Annotated in this window: 16 protein-coding genes; 8 read left to right on the top strand and 8 right to left on the bottom strand. The window is 71.4% G+C overall.

The features are described from left to right. Window positions 1-143: 143 nt before the first annotated feature. The 5 genes from E1264_RS25515 to E1264_RS25535 form a co-directional block, all read right to left on the bottom strand. A complete protein-coding gene (locus E1264_RS25515) occupies window positions 144-710 on the bottom strand; it encodes an RNA polymerase sigma factor (protein WP_243711159.1) in 567 nt (188 codons plus the stop codon). Between the two features lie 177 nt (window positions 711-887). Then, window positions 888-1,415, bottom strand: coding sequence for a hypothetical protein (locus E1264_RS25520; RefSeq protein WP_132177782.1), 528 nt, complete (start codon window positions 1,413-1,415; stop codon window positions 888-890). Between the two features lie 188 nt (window positions 1,416-1,603). Continuing rightward, the gene (locus tag E1264_RS25525; RefSeq protein WP_132177784.1) at window positions 1,604-2,251 is read right to left on the bottom strand and encodes a class F sortase; all 648 of its coding nucleotides are present in this window, start codon (window positions 2,249-2,251) and stop codon (window positions 1,604-1,606) included. Continuing rightward, the gene (locus E1264_RS25530; protein WP_132177786.1) at window positions 2,252-2,824 is read right to left on the bottom strand and encodes a hypothetical protein; all 573 of its coding nucleotides are present in this window, start codon (window positions 2,822-2,824) and stop codon (window positions 2,252-2,254) included. It lies immediately after the preceding gene. Window positions 2,825-3,463: 639 nt separating this feature from the next. Next, window positions 3,464-3,913, bottom strand: a complete 450-nt coding sequence (locus E1264_RS25535; protein WP_132177788.1) for a DoxX family protein — start codon at window positions 3,911-3,913, stop codon at window positions 3,464-3,466. A gap of 386 nt (window positions 3,914-4,299) precedes the next feature. Here E1264_RS25535 and dnaK point away from each other — a divergent pair, with 386 nt between their 5' ends. From dnaK to clpB, 5 genes are all read left to right on the top strand, one after another. Further along, window positions 4,300-6,165, top strand: coding sequence for a molecular chaperone DnaK (dnaK, locus tag E1264_RS25540; protein WP_132177790.1), 1,866 nt, complete (start codon window positions 4,300-4,302; stop codon window positions 6,163-6,165). Next, a complete protein-coding gene (grpE, locus tag E1264_RS25545; RefSeq protein ID WP_132177792.1) occupies window positions 6,162-6,884 on the top strand; it encodes a nucleotide exchange factor GrpE in 723 nt (240 codons plus the stop codon). Before dnaK ends, grpE begins: the two co-directional genes overlap by 4 nt. A gap of 133 nt (window positions 6,885-7,017) precedes the next feature. Continuing rightward, window positions 7,018-8,193 carry a molecular chaperone DnaJ gene (gene dnaJ, locus E1264_RS25550; RefSeq protein ID WP_132177794.1) on the top strand — a complete coding sequence of 392 codons (1,176 nt, stop codon included), beginning with the start codon at window positions 7,018-7,020 and terminating at the stop codon, window positions 8,191-8,193. A gap of 4 nt (window positions 8,194-8,197) precedes the next feature. Then, a complete protein-coding gene (locus E1264_RS25555; RefSeq protein ID WP_132177796.1) occupies window positions 8,198-8,644 on the top strand; it encodes a helix-turn-helix transcriptional regulator in 447 nt (148 codons plus the stop codon). Window positions 8,645-8,653: 9 nt separating this feature from the next. After that, the gene (clpB, locus tag E1264_RS25560; RefSeq protein ID WP_132177798.1) at window positions 8,654-11,251 is read left to right on the top strand and encodes an ATP-dependent chaperone ClpB; all 2,598 of its coding nucleotides are present in this window, start codon (window positions 8,654-8,656) and stop codon (window positions 11,249-11,251) included. A 16-nt stretch (window positions 11,252-11,267) separates the two neighbouring features. On the opposite strand, the gene E1264_RS25565 is transcribed toward clpB, so the two are convergent. The 3 genes from E1264_RS25565 to E1264_RS25575 are packed head-to-tail and all read right to left on the bottom strand — an operon-like array spanning window position 11,268 to window position 14,262. Beyond that, window positions 11,268-12,503 carry a DUF6596 domain-containing protein gene (locus tag E1264_RS25565; protein ID WP_132177800.1) on the bottom strand — a complete coding sequence of 412 codons (1,236 nt, stop codon included), beginning with the start codon at window positions 12,501-12,503 and terminating at the stop codon, window positions 11,268-11,270. Next, window positions 12,500-12,832, bottom strand: coding sequence for a YciI family protein (locus E1264_RS25570; protein ID WP_132177808.1), 333 nt, complete (start codon window positions 12,830-12,832; stop codon window positions 12,500-12,502). Before E1264_RS25570 ends, E1264_RS25565 begins: the two co-directional genes overlap by 4 nt. Next, entirely contained in the window at window positions 12,829-14,262 is a 1,434-nt protein-coding gene (locus E1264_RS25575) for an MFS transporter (RefSeq protein ID WP_132177802.1), read from the bottom strand. Before E1264_RS25575 ends, E1264_RS25570 begins: the two co-directional genes overlap by 4 nt. A gap of 152 nt (window positions 14,263-14,414) precedes the next feature. Here E1264_RS25575 and E1264_RS25580 point away from each other — a divergent pair, with 152 nt between their 5' ends. The 3 genes from E1264_RS25580 to E1264_RS25590 all read left to right on the top strand — a co-directional run. Continuing rightward, complete coding sequence (locus tag E1264_RS25580; protein ID WP_165964376.1) at window positions 14,415-15,404, top strand: NAD-dependent epimerase/dehydratase family protein; 990 nt, start codon at window positions 14,415-14,417, stop codon at window positions 15,402-15,404. Window positions 15,405-15,508: 104 nt separating this feature from the next. Further along, complete coding sequence (locus E1264_RS25585) at window positions 15,509-17,101, top strand: alkaline phosphatase D family protein (RefSeq protein ID WP_243711160.1); 1,593 nt, start codon at window positions 15,509-15,511, stop codon at window positions 17,099-17,101. Window positions 17,102-17,294: 193 nt separating this feature from the next. Next, the coding region (locus tag E1264_RS25590; protein WP_132177806.1) for a sigma-70 family RNA polymerase sigma factor at window positions 17,295-18,364 on the top strand (1,070 nt) is incomplete at its 3' end.

Raw genomic sequence — 18,364 nt, forward strand, 5'->3', positions numbered from 1 at the left:
CCCCGACGCCGGCCCTGGCCCGCCACCCGAACCGCACACGCCGCCGCGGCGGCGCCCCCCCGAACATCCGGGCCCGGGCCTCGGCCGTCTCCTTCATCGTCGGGGGGACGGGCTCCCCGTACGCCCGCTCGACGACCCGCAGCTCATCCATGCCCATCCTCCAGATCACGCATCGGATTCGTCCCGCCGAGCGCCTCGCGCACCTTCCGGCGAGCCCGGTTGAGCCGCGAGCCGACCGTCCCGTAGGGGATGTCCAGCGCGGCGGCCACCTCCTGGTGGCTGAGATCGGCGAGCGCCACGAGGAGCAGCACGTCCCGGTCACCGCCCGACAGCCCGGCGATGGCCCCCGCGAGGCGCCCCCGCAGCCCCTGGGCGCTGACCTGCTCGTCCACCCGCTCCGCGTGGCCCGCGTCCTGCACGCCCCCGAGCCGCTCCCGCGCCCGCAACCCGCGCACCTCGGCCCGCCGATGCCTGCCGATCACGTTGGTCGCGATCCCGTACAGCCACGTCCGGACGGCCGCCCGCGACGCGTCGTACCGGCCGCGCCCGCGAAACGCCTCCAGGAACGTCTGCGACGCGACATCGGCCGCCGCGTCCGGCCCGAGCCGCCGGGCGGCGTACCCGTGGATCTCCGCGAAGTACGCATCGAAGATCACACCGAACCGCTCGGGCTCGCGGAGGGACGACCGCAGAACGGCACTGTCGTCCACCCGCCCCAACGGCGGGTCCGCGGTAAGGGGCTCCCCAGTCATGCGCTGCCTTTCCGTGACACGAACGGCGGTCACCCACGTATCACCCGAACCCCCCGACCACTTTCACGCCGCAGGTCCGGCAGGCTTCTCAGGGAGCCACGGTCTCGACGGCGGGATCGAGCACGCCGGGAAGAACTATCCCGGGATTCTGAGCAGGCGGCGGGCTTCGGTGGAGTCGGCGGATCTGGCTATCCACACAGCGATGGCGATGTAGGCGGCCTGCTGGGGGATCCGCAGCCACAGCGGGGTCGCCTCGGCGCCGTTGAGGGGGATGTCGTTGAGGGCCGCGTAGATGTTGGCCGGGAGCAGCAGCGGCAGCATGACGGCCAGGCCGGCGGCGGCGCTCCAGCGGGTACGGGTCACGACCAGACCGACGGCGATGAGCAGTTCCAGGACGCCGGTCAGGTAGACCATCGCCAGCGGGAAGGGCACGAACGGCGGCACCATGCGGGCGAGTTCCTGAGCGCTGGGCATGGACGCCACGCTGTCCGGCACGAAGCGCACCATGCCGGTGAGGACGAGCATGGCCGCCATCGCGTAGGCGGCGCAGACCGTCCAGTCGGTGAAGCGGCGGACGCCCAGGGCGCCGAGCAGGCGCAGGGCGGGTGCGGCGACGACGAGGACGATGGACTCCACGCCGAGTGCGTTGATGAAGCCTTCCATGGGATCCGACCTCCGGGACCGGTGACGCTTGAATCCTGACACTGTCTAGATTGCGCCATGGAGAGCCATCTTGTCAATGACAAGATTGGAGCCGGAGCCGGCGGACCTGGGTCGCCGCAGGGATCGTGCGGAACCAGAACGGCCGCCCCTCCAGGAGGAGGGACGGCCGTGGTGGTCGCGCGCTCAGGTCAGGTGCTCTGCACCAGCTTGGCGTAGACGATGAGGTTGTTCTTGTAGTGCCCGGTCGAGTTGTCGAACGCGCCGCCACAGGTGACCAGGCGCAGGGACGAGTAGTCGAGGGACTCGGCGAACACCTTCTTGTGCGGGAAGGCGTTCTTGTCCACGTCCTGCTTGGAGGTCACCGCGAACGTCGCGGTGGTCCCGTCCTGGCGGGCGACCTGGATCTGGTCGCCCGGCTCCAGCTCCTTGAGCCGGTAGAAGACGGCCTGCTTCTTGTTGGCGTCCACGTGGCCGAGGATCACCGACGGGCCGTTCTCCCCCGGGGTGGGGCCGAGCTTGTACCAGCCGGTCAGGTTGGGGCGGCTGAGCGGCGGCTCCTCGATGCGTCCGTCCGGACGCAGTCCCAGCTGGGACACCGGGGCGGTGACGCCGAGCTTGGCGATGCTGATCGTCTTCGGCGGCGACTTGGGCATCGACTTCGCGTCCCCCGCCGGGGTGGCGGCGGGCGCGGCCGGTGGTGTACTCCCACCGCTGCTCGCAGCGACCGACGGTGAGTCATCGCCGCCGCAGGAGCTCAGCAGAAGTCCTATGAGCAGCGCGCCGGCCGCCGCGCCCATGGCGCGGCGACCGGCGGCGACGGTGGTGCGGTCCGTCACTCAGGAACGCTCCCGCCCGGCGCGGCGACGCAGCGCCAGCGCGCCCATGCCGGCCCCGGCCAGCGCGACGGCGGCGCCGCCGGCCAGCAGCGTGGTGCCGGAGCCGCCGCCCTGGGTGCTGCCGTCACCGGTGTTGATCGGCCCGCTGGGGACGGGCACGGGGGTGGTCGGCTTCGCGGTCGGGTCGGGGGCGGTCGGCTTGGGCGAGGGCTTCTTGCCGGGGTTGACGGTGATGGAGCCCTTGACGGTCTGCTCGCCGACCGTGCAGGTCAGGTTGACGGTGTAGGTCTTCCCGGGGACGAGGCTGGACCGGGTTGCCTGGGTGGCCTTCCACGTCTCGCCCGGCGTCCCGGTGAACGCCGGGACGGCGGTGAACACGCGGATGGCCTCCGCGGCGTTGATGGTCGGCTTCTTCGTGCACTCGGTGATCGTGATGGTGATGGCCTGGCCCGGGGTGAACACGCGGGGGCTGACGTTGATCTGGGGCTGCTCGGCCGCCTGGACGGCACCCGCCGTACCCAGCACCAGGGCCGTGGCCGCGGCACCGGCGGCCGCAAATCGAGTCAGGTTCATGTGTCTGCTCCTCTTGGGGGGCTGCTTGTTCGTCTTGCGGCCGATGGCGCGATGTGTGATGGCCGCCCTGTTTCGGCGCAGCGTTCGCACCTCATCCGCGACACTCCCGAAGTCGCGGGCAGATGTCAGGTCGTTGACAACGAGGCGTGATCATATCGGTGTTTGTCATGCAACGCACCTGATCAGGGGCGGTTTCGTCCTTATCGGGCCACGTGAGAACCTTGCGGGCCGTTCGAGCGTCTAATGCCCAGCCGTTCGGAACCCCGCGGCCGACCGGCGCAGGCAGACCCCGCAGAACAGCGGTGACACAGCCCGAGAAACCACCGGCGCACGATCACCGATTCGCCGCCGGAGGCGGCCGCCATCCCCTAGCGCCGCCTGTTCAAAGTGACCATGCGAGAGGCCCTCGACGTGTGCGTCGAGGGCCTCTCAAATGATGATCGGGAGGTTACCGCTCGCCGCTCCTGATGAGCGGCATCGACTCCCGCCGCATAGACGGTGTGACAATCAACACAGGCCGCACCCGAATCCCCCAAAAGGGATTGCAGGGCGGTCTCTTCCTGATCGTCCGGGAATTCGCCCGTGATCAGGGTGCGGGCGGACGTTTCGGCGTCCGCCCGCACACTCGCGCGCAAGGAATCAGGTCGCGTGTTCGGGGTCGCGGGATTCGGTGCGGCTGAAGATGAGGCCGTCGACGGAGAAGCGGCCCGCGCCCGCGAAGGCGAGCAGGATCGCGGCGCCGCCGAGGGCGAGGACGAGTTCGTAGCCGTTCTCGGCGACGAAGACGCCGTTGCCCTTGTGGACGAACCAGAAGGCCCCGGCCATGTCGATCGCGAGGAGCAGGCCCGCGATCGGTACGGCGGCGCCCACGATGAGCGCGAGGCCGGCGATGAACTCGACCCAGGTCGAGTAGTAGGCGGACAGGGACGCCATTGGGACGTCCATGCCCTCGAACATCTTGACCACGGCGCCGTGGCCCAGGTCGTTGATCTTCTGCCAGCCGTGCGCGACGAACACGACGCCCAGGGCGACACGTCCGATGAGCAGGCCGACGTCGGAGAGGTAGGGGACTCGGGTCGCGGGGTTCATGCGCCCTCCTGACTTTGTTCAAATCTGAACCAAGCGCGGAGGTTAGCACGGTCCAATGATCCATTCCAGCCCGAGTTCGCAGGTCACGGGCCGGGCGCGGGCGACCGATGAGCGGCGCGGAGGAGGGGGCGTCCGTCCGGCGGGGGATGGAGCGGACGGCGGCCTCATCCCTGGCGCCGATCTCTGGGCCAATGAGGGCGGATCGGGAACCGGAATAGGACGCTCAGACGTAGTGTTGGAGAGGTCGTCAGCAAAGTTGAGTCGGGGCGACTCAAGTGATTTGACAAGGCAAGGTCGCCCAGGCACGCTGGCCGACAGCAAGCAGACCGGCCGCACCCTGGGGCGACCGGGGCGCGATATCACCGGAAACGACGGAGGACGAGAACATGGCACGTGCGGTCGGCATCGACCTCGGGACGACCAACTCGGTCGTCGCGATCCTGGAGGGCGGGGAGCCCACCGTCATCGCGAACGCGGAGGGGTCGCGGACCACGCCGTCCGTCGTCGCGTTCGCCAAGAACGGCGAAGTGCTGGTCGGCGAGGTCGCCAAGCGCCAGGCCGTGACCAACGTGGACCGGACGATCCGCTCGGTCAAGCGCGAGATGGGCACCGACTGGAAGACCAAGATCGACGACAAGGACTTCACCCCGCAGCAGATCAGCGCGTTCGTGCTGCAGAAGCTGAAGCGGGACGCGGAGTCCTACCTCGGCGAGACGGTCACCGACGCGGTCATCACCGTGCCCGCGTACTTCTCCGACCACCAGCGGCAGGCCACGAAGGAGGCCGGGCAGATCGCGGGGCTGAACGTCCTGCGGATCATCAACGAGCCGACCTCGGCCGCGCTGGCGTACCACCTGGAGAAGGAGAACGAGGCGACGATCCTGGTCTTCGACCTCGGCGGCGGCACGTTCGACGTGTCCCTGCTGGAGGTCGGCGACGGCGTCGTCGAGGTGAAGGCCACCAGCGGTGACAACCACCTGGGCGGCGACGACTGGGACCAGAAGGTCGTCGACTGGCTGGTCGAGCGGTTCAAGAACGCCAACGGCGTCGACCTGTCCAAGGACAAGATGGCGCTCCAGCGGCTCCGCGAGGCCGCGGAGAAGGCGAAGATCGAGCTGTCCAGCTCGACCGAGACGCAGATCAACCTGCCCTACATCACCGCGTCCAGCGAGGGCCCGCTGCACCTGGACGAGAAGCTCAGCCGCGCCGAGTTCCAGCGCATGACCTCCGACCTGCTGGAGCGCACCAAGGCGCCGTTCCAGCAGGTGCTGAAGGACGCGAACATCTCGGTCGACGGCATCCACCAGGTCGTCCTGGTCGGCGGCTCGACCCGCATGCCCGCGGTGTCGGAGCTGGTCAAGGAGCTGACCGGCGGCAAGGAGCCGAACAAGGGCGTCAACCCCGACGAGGTCGTCGCGATCGGCGCCAGCCTCCAGGCGGGCGTGCTGAAGGGCGAGGTCAAGGACGTCCTGCTGCTGGACGTGACCCCGCTGAGCCTCGGCATCGAGACCAAGGGCGGCATCTTCACCAAGATCATCGAGCGGAACACGACGATCCCGACCAAGCGGTCCGAGACGTTCACCACCGCCGACGACAACCAGCCGTCCGTGGAGATCCAGGTCTACCAGGGCGAGCGCGAGATCGCGGCGCGCAACAAGAAGCTCGGCACCTTCCAGCTCACCGGTCTGCCGCCGGCGCCGCGCGGCGTCCCGCAGATCGAGGTCACCTTCGACATCGACGCGAACGGCATCGTGAACGTCAGCGCGAAGGACCAGGGCACCGGGCGCGAGCAGTCGATGGTCATCACCGGCGGCAGCGCGCTGCCGAAGGACGACATCGAGAAGATGGTCCGCGAGGCGGAGGAGTACGCCGAGGAGGACCGCAAGCGCAAGGAGGAGGCCGAGGTCCGCAACCAGGCCGACACCCTCGCCTACTCGACCGAGAAGTTCCTGCGGGAGAACGACGAGAAGGTCCCCGCGGAGCTGAAGGGCGAGGTCACCGAGGCGGTCGCCGAGGTGAAGAAGGCCCTGGAGGGCACCGACGTCGAGGCGATCAAGAGCAGCGCCGAGAAGCTGGCGCAGGTCAGCCAGAAGATGGGCGCGGCCATGTACGCGCAGAACCCCGAGGGCGCGCAGGCGGGCGCCGACGACCACGGGCCGACGGCCGGCGCCCAGGGCGGCGAGCCGCAGGACGACGAGGTCGTCGACGCCGAGATCGTGGACGAGGACAAGCCGAAGGGTGATGCTTCGTGACGACCTCCCCCGATGAGGGCGAGGAGAAGGAGGGCCCGGTGATCCGCGACAAGCGGCGCATCGATCCCGAAACGGGGAAAGTCCGGGACCAGGCGGCGGAGGAAGCGTCGCCGGCCCCGGAGGCTCCGGCCAACGGGGGCGCCAAGGTCGCGGACGAGGAGGTCTCCTCGCTCAAGACCCAGCTGGCGGAGCGTCTCGCAGACCTCCAGCGGCTGAAGGCCGAGTACGACAACTACCGCAAGCGGGTCGAGCGCGACCGGGTCGCGGTCCGGGAGCAGGCGCTCGGGCAGGTGCTGTCAGAGCTGTTCCCGGTGCTGGACGACATCGGCCGCGCCCGTGACCACGACGAGCTCACCGGCGGGTTCAAGTCCGTCGCGGAGAGCCTGGAGGCGATCACGGGCAAGCTCGGCCTGGAACGTTACGGCGAGAAGGGCGAGCCCTTCGACCCGGTCGTCCACGAGGCGCTCATGCACTCGTACTCGTCGGAGGTGACCGAGGAGAGCGTCACGGACGTCCTCCAGCCCGGGTACCGCATCGGCGAGCGGATCCTGCGGCCCGCGCGGGTCGCGGTGGCCGAGCCCGACCCGAACGCCGAGGACGAGAAGCCGTCCGAGGCCGAGGAAGCCGGGAGCGCCGAGAACGCCGAGAACGCCAAGGCCGGCGAGAAGGCCGAGGCGGACAAGGCGAGCAAGACCGATTCGGGTGACGACGACGAATGACCCCTGGCCTTCGCCGGGGGTTCCGGGGGATCGTCTCCCCAGCGGGAACCGCGGGCCCGTCCCGTCCGGGGCGGGCCCCGCGGGGGTCGCGTGAAGACATGTGGCAAGTGGCGATAGCAGAGAGCGGGGCGCCGTGAGCACCAAGGACTACCTGGAGAAGGACTACTACAAGGTCCTCGGTGTCGCGAAGACGGCCTCTCAGGAGGAGATCAAGAAGTCGTACCGGAAGCTGGCACGCAAGTACCACCCGGACGCGAACAAGGGCGACACCGACGCCGAGGACCGCTTCAAGGAGGTCTCCGAGGCCTACGACGTCCTGTCCGACAACAAGCGCCGCAAGGAGTACGACGCGGTGCGGTCGATGCCGGGCGGTTTCCGCGGCCAGCAGGGCGGCGGGTTCCCGTTCGACCTCGGCGACCTGTTCGGCCAGGGCGGCACCGGGACGCAGACCGGCGGCGGCGCGGGCGAGCGCATCGGCGACCTGTTCGGCGGCCTGTTCGGGCGGAGCGGCGGCACCCGCACCACCGGCACGGGGACGCGGCGCGCCCGGCGCGGCGCGGACGTCGAGACCGAGGTCACGCTGTCGTTCGGGCGCGCGATGAACGGCGTCACCGTCCCGATCAAGCTGACCAGCGAGGCGGCGTGCAACAGCTGCCGCGGCACCGGCGCGAAGGCGGGCACCGTCCCGCGGGTGTGCCCGAACTGCGAGGGCACCGGGCACGAGACCCGCAACCTCGGCAGCTTCGGGTTCCAGGAGCCGTGCAAGGAGTGCCACGGCCGGGGCCTCGTCGTCGACGACCCGTGCCCCACCTGCAACGGCAGCGGCCGCGCGACCGGCACCCGCACGATCCAGGCCCGCATCCCGGCGGGCGTCGCCGACGGCCAGAAGATCCGGCTCAAGGGCAAGGGCGCGCCGGGCGAGAACGGCGGCCCGCACGGCGACCTGTACGTCAACATCAAGGTGCAGCCGCACAAGGTGTTCGGGCGCAGCGGCGACAACCTGACGCTGACCGTCCCGGTGACGTTCCCGGAGGCGGCGCTCGGCGCGGAGATCCGGGTGCCGACGTTCCAGGGGCAGCCGGTCACGCTGAAGCTGCCGGAGGGCACGCCGAACGGCCGCAAGTTCCGCGTGAAGGGCCGCGGCGCGACCCGGCGGGACGGGACGAAGGGCGACCTGCTCGTCACCGTCGACGTCCAGGTGCCGCAGAAGCTCGACGACCAGGCGCGCGAGGCCCTCGTCCGGCTGCGCGAGGCGGGTTCGGGCGACGACCTGCGTGCCGACCTCGTCCAGCAGGCCAGGCAGGAGTGAAGCCATGGACCCCTTCGGCGACGACACCCCGGTCTATGTGATCTCGGTGGCGGCCCAGCTGTCCGGGCTGCATCCGCAGACGCTGCGGACCTACGACCGGATGGGGCTGGTGTCCCCCGGCCGCACGGCGGGCCGCGGGCGCCGCTACTCGATGCGCGACATCGTGATGCTCCGCGAGATCCAGCGGCTCTCCCAGGAGGAGGGCATCAACCTGTCCGGCATCAAGCACATCCTGGAGCTGCAGCGCGACAACGTGCGGCTCCGCGAGGAGCTCGCCAAGGCGCACGCCGCGCTGGACGAGCTCGCCAACGAACTCGAATCGACCCGTGCCGTCGCGGCGCGGCTGGCGCAGCAGCGGCGGCACGGTGAACCGGAGGGCACTCCCGGCGGCGACCTGGTGCCGATCAGGCACACCAGCGTCGTCGTCTGGCACGAGCGCAACCGGGAATAGGGGGACCGGGTGGACTACAAGCTGACGCAGAAGAGCCAGGAGGCGCTGTCGGTCGCGATCCGGCGGGCGGCGGCCGAGGGGCACCCTGAGGTGGAGCCGCAGCACCTGCTGGCCGCGCTGATCGCGCTGACCGACGGCACCGCCGTACCGCTGCTGGAGGCGGTCGGCGCCGACTGGAAGGTGATCAGGAGCCGGGCGGAGGAGCAGCTCGCCGCGATGCCGAAGGCGCAGGGGTCGACGGTGTCGACGCCGCGCCTGTCGGGGCAGCTCCAGCGGTCGATCAACACGGCGGCGAACCGGGCGAACCAGCTTGAGGACGACTACGTCTCGACCGAGCACCTCCTCGTCGGCCTCGCCGCGGACGGCGGCCCGGCCGCGGGCCTGCTGAAGGAGTTCGGCGCGACGCCCCAGGCCCTGCTGGACGCGTTCGAGAAGGTCCGCGGCCACGCCCGCGTGACCAGCGAGAACCCGGAGGGCACGTACCAGTCGCTGGAGAAGTACGGCGTCGACCTGACCGCCGCCGCCCGCGACGGGCGCCTCGACCCCGTCATCGGCCGCGACTCGGAGATCCGCCGGGTCGTCCAGGTGCTGTCCCGCCGGACGAAGAACAACCCGGTGCTGATCGGCGAGCCCGGCGTCGGCAAGACCGCCGTGGTGGAGGGCCTCGCGCAGCGGATCATCGCGGGCGACGTCCCCGAGTCGCTGCGCGGCAAGAAGCTCATCGCGCTGGACCTCAGCGCGATGGTCGCGGGCGCGAAGTACCGGGGCGAGTTCGAGGAGCGGCTGAAGGCCGTCCTCAACGAGATCAGGCAGAGCGAGGGGCAGGTCGTCACGTTCATCGACGAGCTGCACACCGTCGTCGGCGCCGGCGCGGCCGAGGGCGCGATGGACGCGGGCAACATGCTGAAGCCGATGCTGGCCCGCGGCGAGCTCCGCATGATCGGCGCCACCACCCTGGACGAGTACCGCGAGCGCATCGAGAAGGACGCCGCCCTGGAGCGCCGCTTCCAGCAGGTCATGGTCGGCGAGCCCACCGTCGAGGACACGATCGCGATCCTGCGCGGCCTCAAGGGCCGCTACGAGGCGCACCACAAGGTCCAGATCAACGACTCGGCCCTCGTCTCGGCGGCCACGCTCTCCGACCGCTACATCACGTCCCGCTACCTCCCCGACAAGGCGATCGACCTCGTCGACGAGGCGGCGTCGCGCCTCCGCATGGAGATCGACTCGCGTCCCGTGGAGATCGACGAGCTCCAGCGGACCGTCGACCGCCTCAAGATGGAGGAGATGAACCTGTCCAAGGAGACGGACGAGGCGTCCAGGCAGCGCCTCGACCGGCTCCGCGGCGACCTGGCCGACAAGCAGGAGCAACTCACCGGCCTCGTCGCCCGCTGGGACAAGGAGAAGGCGAGCCTGAACCGCGTCGGCGAGATCAAGGAGCGGATCGACCAGCTGCGCGGCGAGGCGGAGCGCGCCCAGCGCGACGGCGACCTCGAAACGTCGGCGCGCCTCACCTACGGCGAGATCCCGGCGCTGGAGAAGCAGCTCGAAGAGGCCGACGAGGCCGCCGACAACCGCGACGCGATGGTCAAGGAGGAGGTCGGCCCGGACGACGTCGCCGACGTGGTCGCGTCCTGGACCGGCATCCCCGCCGGGCGCCTCCTCGAAGGCGAGACCGCCAAGCTCCTGCGCATGGAGGACGAGCTCGGCAAGCGCCTCATCGGCCAGGAGACCGCCGTCCGCACCGTGTCGGACGCCGTCCGCCGCGCCCGCGCGGGCATCTCCGACCCCGACCGCCCGACCGGCTCGTTCCTGTTCCTCGGCCCGACCGGCGTGGGCAAGACGGAACTCGCCAAGGCGCTCGCCGAGTTCCTCTTCGACGACGAGCGCGCGATGACCCGCATCGACATGAGCGAGTACTCCGAGAAGCACAGCGTCGCCCGGCTCGTCGGCGCGCCGCCCGGCTACGTCGGCTACGAGGAGGGCGGGCAGCTCACCGAGGCCGTCCGCCGCCGCCCGTACTCGGTGGTCCTGCTGGACGAGGTGGAGAAGGCACACCCCGAGGTGTTCGACATCCTCCTCCAGGTCCTGGACGACGGCCGCCTCACCGACGGCCAGGGCCGCACGGTCGACTTCCGCAACGCGATCCTGATCCTCACGTCCAACATCGGCTCGCAGTTCCTGGTCGACCCGACGCTGGAGAACGGCGCGAAGAAGGAGGCGGTCTGGAACGCCGTCCGCAACTCCTTCAAGCCGGAGTTCCTCAACCGCCTGGACGACGTCATCCTCTTCGACGCGCTCTCCACGAACGAGCTGACCCGCATCGTGGACCTCCAGGTCGACAAGCTCGCCGAGCGCCTCGCCGACCGCCAGCTCACCCTGGACGTCACCCCGGCGGCCCGCGAATGGCTGGCGCTGACCGGCTACGACCCCCTGTACGGGGCACGCCCGCTGCGCCGCCTGGTCCAGACGTCGATCGGCGACCAGCTCGCCCGCGAGCTCCTCTCCGGCGAGGTCCGTGACGGCGACGAGGTGACGGTCGACCTGGACGAGCCCGCCGACCGCCTGACCGTCCACCCCACCCGCGGCCTCACCCTCAACAAGTAGCGTCCCCGCCCGCGCGTCAGCGGGGGAGGGTGCTGAGGCGGTGGGCGAGGTAGCGGCGGTCCGGGGTGGTGCGGGCCAGGGCCAGGGCCTCGCGGTAGGCGGCTGCGGCCTCGTCGGTGCGGCCCAGGCGGCGGAGCAGGTCGGCCCGGGTGGCGGGGAGCAGGTGGTAGCCGGCCAGGTCATCGGCCAGGTCGTGAACCAGCGCCAGGCCCGCCTCCGGGCCGTCCGCCATGGCGACGGCGACGGCCCGGTTCAGCCGGACCACCGGGCTCGGGTTCAGCTCGGTCAGCCGTCCGTAGAGGGCGGCGATCTGCGGCCAGTCGGTGTCCGCGGCCGTGCGGGCGGTCGCGTGGCAGGCGGCGATGGCGGCCTGCACCTGGTAGGGGCCGGGTTCGCCGCGGCGGAGGGCGTCGTCCAGGAGGGCGGTGCCTTCGGTGATCGCGGTGTGGTCCCAGCGGTCGCGGTCCTGGTCTTCGAGCGGGACGAGGTCGCCCGCCGCGTCCTGGCGGGCGTCCCGGCGGGAGTGCTGGAGGAGCAGGAGGGCGAGGAGGCCGGTGGCCTCCGGCTCGTCCGGCATCAGCGCGTGCAGGACGCGGCCGAGCCGGATCGCCTCCGCGCACAGGTCGACGCGCATCGGATCGGGGCCCTCCGTCGCCGCGTACCCCTCGTTGAACAGCAGGTACACCACCCCGAGGACGGACGTCGTGCGTTCGGGGAGCAGGTGGGCGGGCGGCACCCGGTACGGGATCCGCGCGTCCCGGATCTTGCGCTTCGCCCGGACGAGCCGCTGCGCCATCGCCGGCTCGGCGACCAGGAACGCCCGCGCGATCTCGCCGGTGGTCAGGCCGAGCAGCGTGCGCAGCGTGAGCGCCACCCGCGCCTCGATCGGCAGCGCCGGATGGCAGCACGTGAAGACCAGCCGGAGCCGGTCGTCGGTGACACCGCTCGGGTCGGGCGGCCCCGGCGGTTCCTGCGGGCCGGTCATCGTTCCCAACTCCCTGAGCTTGGCGTTCTCGGTGTGGCCGCGCCGGATCCTGGTCAGCGCGTGGTTGCGGGCGGTCGTCGTCAGCCAGGCGCCCGGACGGTCCGGGACGCCGTCGTCCGGCCACCGTTCCAGGGCGCGCGCGAACGCCTCCTGGGCCGACTCCTCCGCGAGGTCCCAGTCGCCGGTCATGCGGATGAGGGTCGCGACGACCCGGCCCCACTCCCCGTGGAAGGCCGCCGCGACCGCTTCCTCGACGCGTCCCGTCATCCCTCCCAGAGCGGCCTGACCTCGATGGCCCCGATCCCGGCGCACGGGTGCCGGGACGCGATCTCCAGCGCCTCCTCCAGGTCCGCGCAGTCGATCAGGTCGAACCCGAGGATCTGCTCCTTGGTCTCGGCGAACGGGCCGTCCGACAGCAGCGTCTCGCCGCCCCGCGTCCGGACGGTCGTCGCGGTGTCGGTGGGATGGAGCCGGTTTCCGAACAGGCGCACGCCGCGTCCGTCCATCTCCTTGATCCATTCCTCGGTGTCGGCCTGCAGCTTGGCGAAGTCGTCCGCGGGCATCTCCTCGTTCTCGACGCCGCAGATCAGCATCATGTATCGCACGTGCTCTCCTCCTTCGACATGGTGACTCCCGCCGGCCCCGGAACTCGTCGCCGGAGCGGCGGCCGTGCGAGCAGCAGTCCGGCGATCAGGGCGCCGGCCAGCGCGATCCCGGGGGAGGTGTCGAACGCCGCGCGGAACCCCGGCACGGCGCCCGTCCGCGAGACCAGGACGGTGGACGCGACGGCCACGCCGAGCGCGCCGCCGAGCTGGAACGCCGCCGTGTTCAGCCCGGACGCGAGCCCGGAGTCCCGCTCGGACGCCCCCGACAGCGCCGCCACGGCCGCCGACACCGCCGACGACCCGAGCCCCAGCCCGAACAGGACCAGCCCCGGCAGCAGGCCCGACACGTATCCGCTGCCTTCCGAGACCTGGCCCAGCGCGAGGCAGCCCGCCGCCATGAACGCCATGCCGGTCATCGCCACCGGGCGGACGTCCACCCGCCCGATCGCCGCCTGCGCCGCATACGACCCGGCGACGGCCATCACGGGCAGCACGGCCGTGGCGAGCCCGAACTTCAGCGGCGAGTAGCCGAGGACGCCCTGCGCGTACTGCGACACGGCGAACGACGTCCCGAACGCGCCCGCCCCGGTCAGCAGCATCACCAGGTTCCCGCCGGTCAGCCGCCGCGACCGGAAGGTGCGGAGCGGGACGAGCGGCGCCGCCGACCTCGCCTCGATCCGCACGAAGAGCGCTCCGGCAACGGCGGCGACGCCCAGCGCGCCCAGCGTGGACGCGCTGGCCCACCCGGTCTCCGGCGCCCGGACGATCCCGTATACGGCGGCGGACAGCGCGAGCGTGACCGTCAGCGCGCCCGCCGGGTCGTACGCCCGCACCGCCCCGGCCGTCCGGCCCTCGCCGAGCAGGACGGGCCCGAGACCAAGCAGCAGCACCGCGACCGGCACGTTGAGGAAGAACACCCAGGGCCAGCCGAGCGCGCCGGTCAGCGTCCCGCCGGCCAGCAGCGCCGCCGTGGCCCCGAACCCGCCGACGCTCGACCAGATCGCCAGCGCCCTGTTGCGTTCGGGTCCCTCCGCGAACATCGCGGTGACGAGGGCCAGCGCGCTCGGCGCCATCAGCGCCGCCGAGATCCCCTGCGCGACCCGCGCGCCGACCAGGACGCCGCCCGTCCAGGCGAACCCGCACAGCAGGGACGACACCAGGAACAGGGTCGTCCCGGCGAGGAACGTGCGGCGCCCGCCCGCCAGGTCGGCCGCCCGGCCGCCGAGCAGCATGAGGCCCCCGAAGCCGAGCAGGTAGGCGCTCAGCACCCACTGCTCGCCGCCGCCCGAGAACCCCAGGTCCCGCTCGATCGACGGCAGCGCGAGCAGCACGATCTGCGCGTCGAGGATCACCATGAAGTTCGCCGCGCAGAGCAGCGCCAGCGCCGCCCACCTGCGCGGATCCAAACCGTCGTCGGCCATCGTCCCCCCTCCCGGAATCGCGTCTCCCCCTGTCGACCATCGGCCCCGCTCGGTTTCGACAGGTGTGGAGAAGAAATTCCGGACGCGGAGGTGTTTTCTGCTGTGAGCGGTGCGGTGTTCCGTACAGAACGTACGGAAGGCAGAGTCTTCCTATGAGGATTCTGATGCTCGGCGGGACGGAGTTCGCAGGACGCGCCATCACCGAAGGCGCTCTCGCACGCGGCTGGGACGTGACCGTCTTCCACAGGGGACGCCATGCCCCGCCCCAGGGAGTCACGTCGCTGCACGGCGACCGCACCACCGCGGATGGTCTCGGCGCCCTCGCCACCGGCGAGACGTGGGACGCGGTCGTCGACACCTGGTCCGCGGCCCCGTCCGTCGTGCGCGACACCGCACGCCTCCTGGACGGACGCGTCGGACGCTACGTCTACATCTCCAGCCGCTCCGTCTACGTGTTCCCCGAACCCGACGCCCTCGGCGAGAACGCCCCCGTCGTGGACGGCTCCCCAGACGACGGCGACGACGTCGACTACGCCGCCGCCAAGCGCGGTGCGGAACTGGCGGCGGTCGACGTGTTCGGCGACAGAGCGCTGCTGGTGCGCGCGGGGCTCATCCTCGGCCCGTACGAGAACATCGGGCGCCTGCCCTGGTGGCTGAACCGCATCGCGAAAGGCGGCAACGTTCTGGCGCCCGGCCCGCGCGACGCCGGTTTGCAGTACATCGACGTCCGAGACCTTGCGGCGTGGACGCTGGACGCCATCGAGCAAGGACTCGGCGGCCCGTACGACCTCGTCAGTCCACCAGACCACACCACGATGCGCGAACTACTAGAAGCGTGCGTCCACACAGCGGGCTCAGACGCCGAGCTCGTCTGGACGCCCCCGGAGACGATCCTCGAAGCGGGCATCGAACCCTGGATGGACCTCCCGATCTGGGTTCCACCCGGCGAGGACTACGACACCCTGCACCGCGGCAACGTCACCAAGGCCCTCTCCACGGGGCTGCGTTGCAGGCCCGTCCAGGAAACGGTGGCGGACACATGGGAATGGCTCCAGTCCATAGGCGGACGCGCCCCGCAACGCCCGGACCGCCCGGTCGTCGGCCTGGACCCGGAAACCGAGGCCAAGGTGCTGCGCCGCTGACCTGAGACCGGCGCGGGGTTGCCGCTTCGGTGGACGCGACGCCCTCCGGTCCGCTAGAGAGACGTGGTATGACCGCTTTGGCACTCGGCCCCCACCTCCGGCACGTGAGTCACCACACCGCGACGATCTGGGTGGAGACCGACCGTCCATGCGAGGTCCGGGTCGTCAACCGCGAGCACGGCGTGGACGCGGGCGCCCGCACGTTCACCGCGCACGGCCACCACTACGCGCTCGTCGAGATCGAGGGGCTCGCGGCGGGCGCGCGGATCCCCTACGAGGTCGTCGCGGGCGGCGAGACCGTCTGGCCTGAGGAGGACTCCCGGTTCCCGCCGTCCCAGATCAGGACGCTCGACCCGGACGGCGACCTGCGGATCTCGTTCGGGTCCTGCCGCCGGTCACCGGGCACGGTCGAGCAGTTCGGCCACGACGCGCTCGCCGCCCTCGCCCGCCGGCTCAGCGGCGGCGGCGACGCGGTGACCTGGCCGGACATCCTGCTCATGGTCGGCGACCAGGTCTACGCGGACGAGCTCAGCGACGCCATGCGCGAGTTCATCAAGGGGCGCCGCGCACCCGGCGACCCGCCCGCCGACGAGGCCGCCGACTTCGAGGACTACACCCACCTGTACAAGCTGGCCTGGCACGACGATCCCGAGGTGCGGTGGCTGCTGTCCACCGTCCCGACGTTCACCATCTTCGACGACCACGACATCCGCGACGACTGGAACACCTCGTACGCGTGGCGCCAGGAGATGTGGTCGCAGCCCTGGTGGAAGGACCGCATCACCGGCGGCATCGGCTCCTACTGGATCTACCAGCACCTCGGGAACATGTCTCCCGAGGGCCGCGCGTCCGACCCCGTCTACAAGGCGGTGCGGACGGCGTCCGAAAGCACCGGCGACGCGGGCGCCGTCCTGGACGAGTTCGCCGAGAAGGCCGACAAGGAACCCGCCAGCACGCGCTGGAGCTACGCCCACGACTGGGGCGCCACCCGCCTGATCGTCGTGGACAGCCGCTGCTCCCGCCTCCTCACCGCCGACCGCCGCGGCATGCTCGACGACGACGAGTTCCGCTGGCTGGACGAGCAGTGCCAGGGCGGCATGGACCACCTCCTCATCGCGAGCTCCCTGCCCTACCTTCTGCCCATGGCGATCCACCACGCCGAGTCGTGGAACGAGGCCATGGCGGGCGGCGCCTGGGGCAAGGCCGGGGCGCGGCTCGGCGAGAAGATCCGGCAGGCCGCCGACCTGGAGCACTGGGCCGCGTTCGAGCGCTCGTTCCGCGACGTGGCCGCCGACGTCGTCGCCGTCGGGCGCGGCGAGCGCGGGCCCGCCCCGGCGAGCATCTCGTTCCTGTCCGGCGACATCCACTACTCGTACCTGGCGCGGGTCACCGAGCCCGGTACCCGGTCGAAGGTCTCGCAGATCGTCTGCTCGCCGCTGCGGAACCCGCTGATCGGCAAGTTCCGCTGGGCCAACCGCGTCGCGTGCTCGCGGGCGTCCGGCGGACCGTTCCGCGCCCTGGCCAAGCTGTCGAGGGTGCCCGTCCCGCCGCTCCGGTGGCGGATGACGGAAGGGCCATGGTTCGACAACGCCATCGCCACCGTCCACCTCTCGGGACGCAACTGCGAGGTGCGCTGGGAGACACCCCGGGACGGCGGCACCCTCAACGAGATGGGCCGCGCCGACATCACCGGCTAGCGCCCGCGCCGGGGTGCGTTCGTTCCACCCCCTCGCCGGAACGAACGCACCCCGCGTGGACGGCCCGCCCCGGTACCGCCCACGCCCTCTCCCACGGCGCGGCGCCCCCGCCATGACGCGGACTCAGGTAAAGAACTCCGACTGTGGCCAAATTGCGCGACAAGTCGTGGCCAAGTCGTCACAATGAGCAAGCATGGAGCGACGTGCCGGGCGAGACGAACACGAGGCCGACGGCGCCGCGACCGACCCCTCCCCAGCCGAGCAGGCCTCGGATGGCGACGCGGGCACCGAGACGAGCGCCGAGGCGAACAACGAGACAGGCGACGAGGCGGGCAACGAGGCGGACGCTGAGGCGGGCAACGAGGCGGGCGTCGAGGCGAGCGACGCGGAGCTGATCGACCGGGTCAGGGCCGGTGACGTCGGCGCCTACGGCCCCCTCTACGAGCGGCACGCCGCCGCCGCGCAGGGCCTCGCCCGCCACCTCGCCGGACGGGAAGCCGCCGACGACCTCGTCCAGGACGCCTTCACCAAGGTCCTCAAGGTCCTCAAGGCCGGCGGCGGGCCGGACGGCGGGTTCCGCCCGTACCTGCTCACCGCCGTCCGCCGGTCCTTCTACGACCGGCGGCGCGCCGACCGCCGCGTCCAGCACACCGACACGATCGAGAGCTTCGACTCCGGTGTCCCGTTCGACGACCCGGCCGTCGCGAAGCTGGAGCGCTCGATGATCGCCCGCGCGTTCCGGTCGCTGCCCGGACGCTGGCGGACGGTGCTCTGGCACACCGAGGTCGAGCGCGCCAAGCCCGCCGAGATCGCCCCGCTGCTCGGCCTCACCGCGAACGGCGCCGCCGCGCTCGCCTACCGCGCCCGCGAGGGCCTGCGCCGCGCCTACCTCCAGATGCACCTCGACACCGTCGCCGCCGACGACGCGTGCCGTCCGGCCCTGGAGAACCTCGGCCCGTACGTGCGCGACGGCCTGGCCGACCGCGAGGCCCGCAAGGTGAAGCGGCATCTCGACGGCTGCAAGCGCTGCAAGGGCATCCACGCGGAACTGGTGCACGTCAACCGGGCGCTGCGGGACGTGCTCGGCCCGCTCGTCCTGGGCGCGGCGGCGTCCGCGTACCTGGCGTCCAGGAGCGGCGCGGCGCTGCGGTTCCGGCGCCTGCCGAAGCGGCAGCGGCAGGTGCTCACGGGCGGCGGGGTGGCCGCCGCGACGATCATCGCCCTGGCGCTGCTTCTGGTGTCCGGCGAGGAACCGATCCGGCC

Origin of the sequence: Actinomadura sp. KC216 (genome assembly GCF_004348535.1) — a bacterium.
Lineage (GTDB): Bacteria > Actinomycetota > Actinomycetes > Streptosporangiales > Streptosporangiaceae > Spirillospora.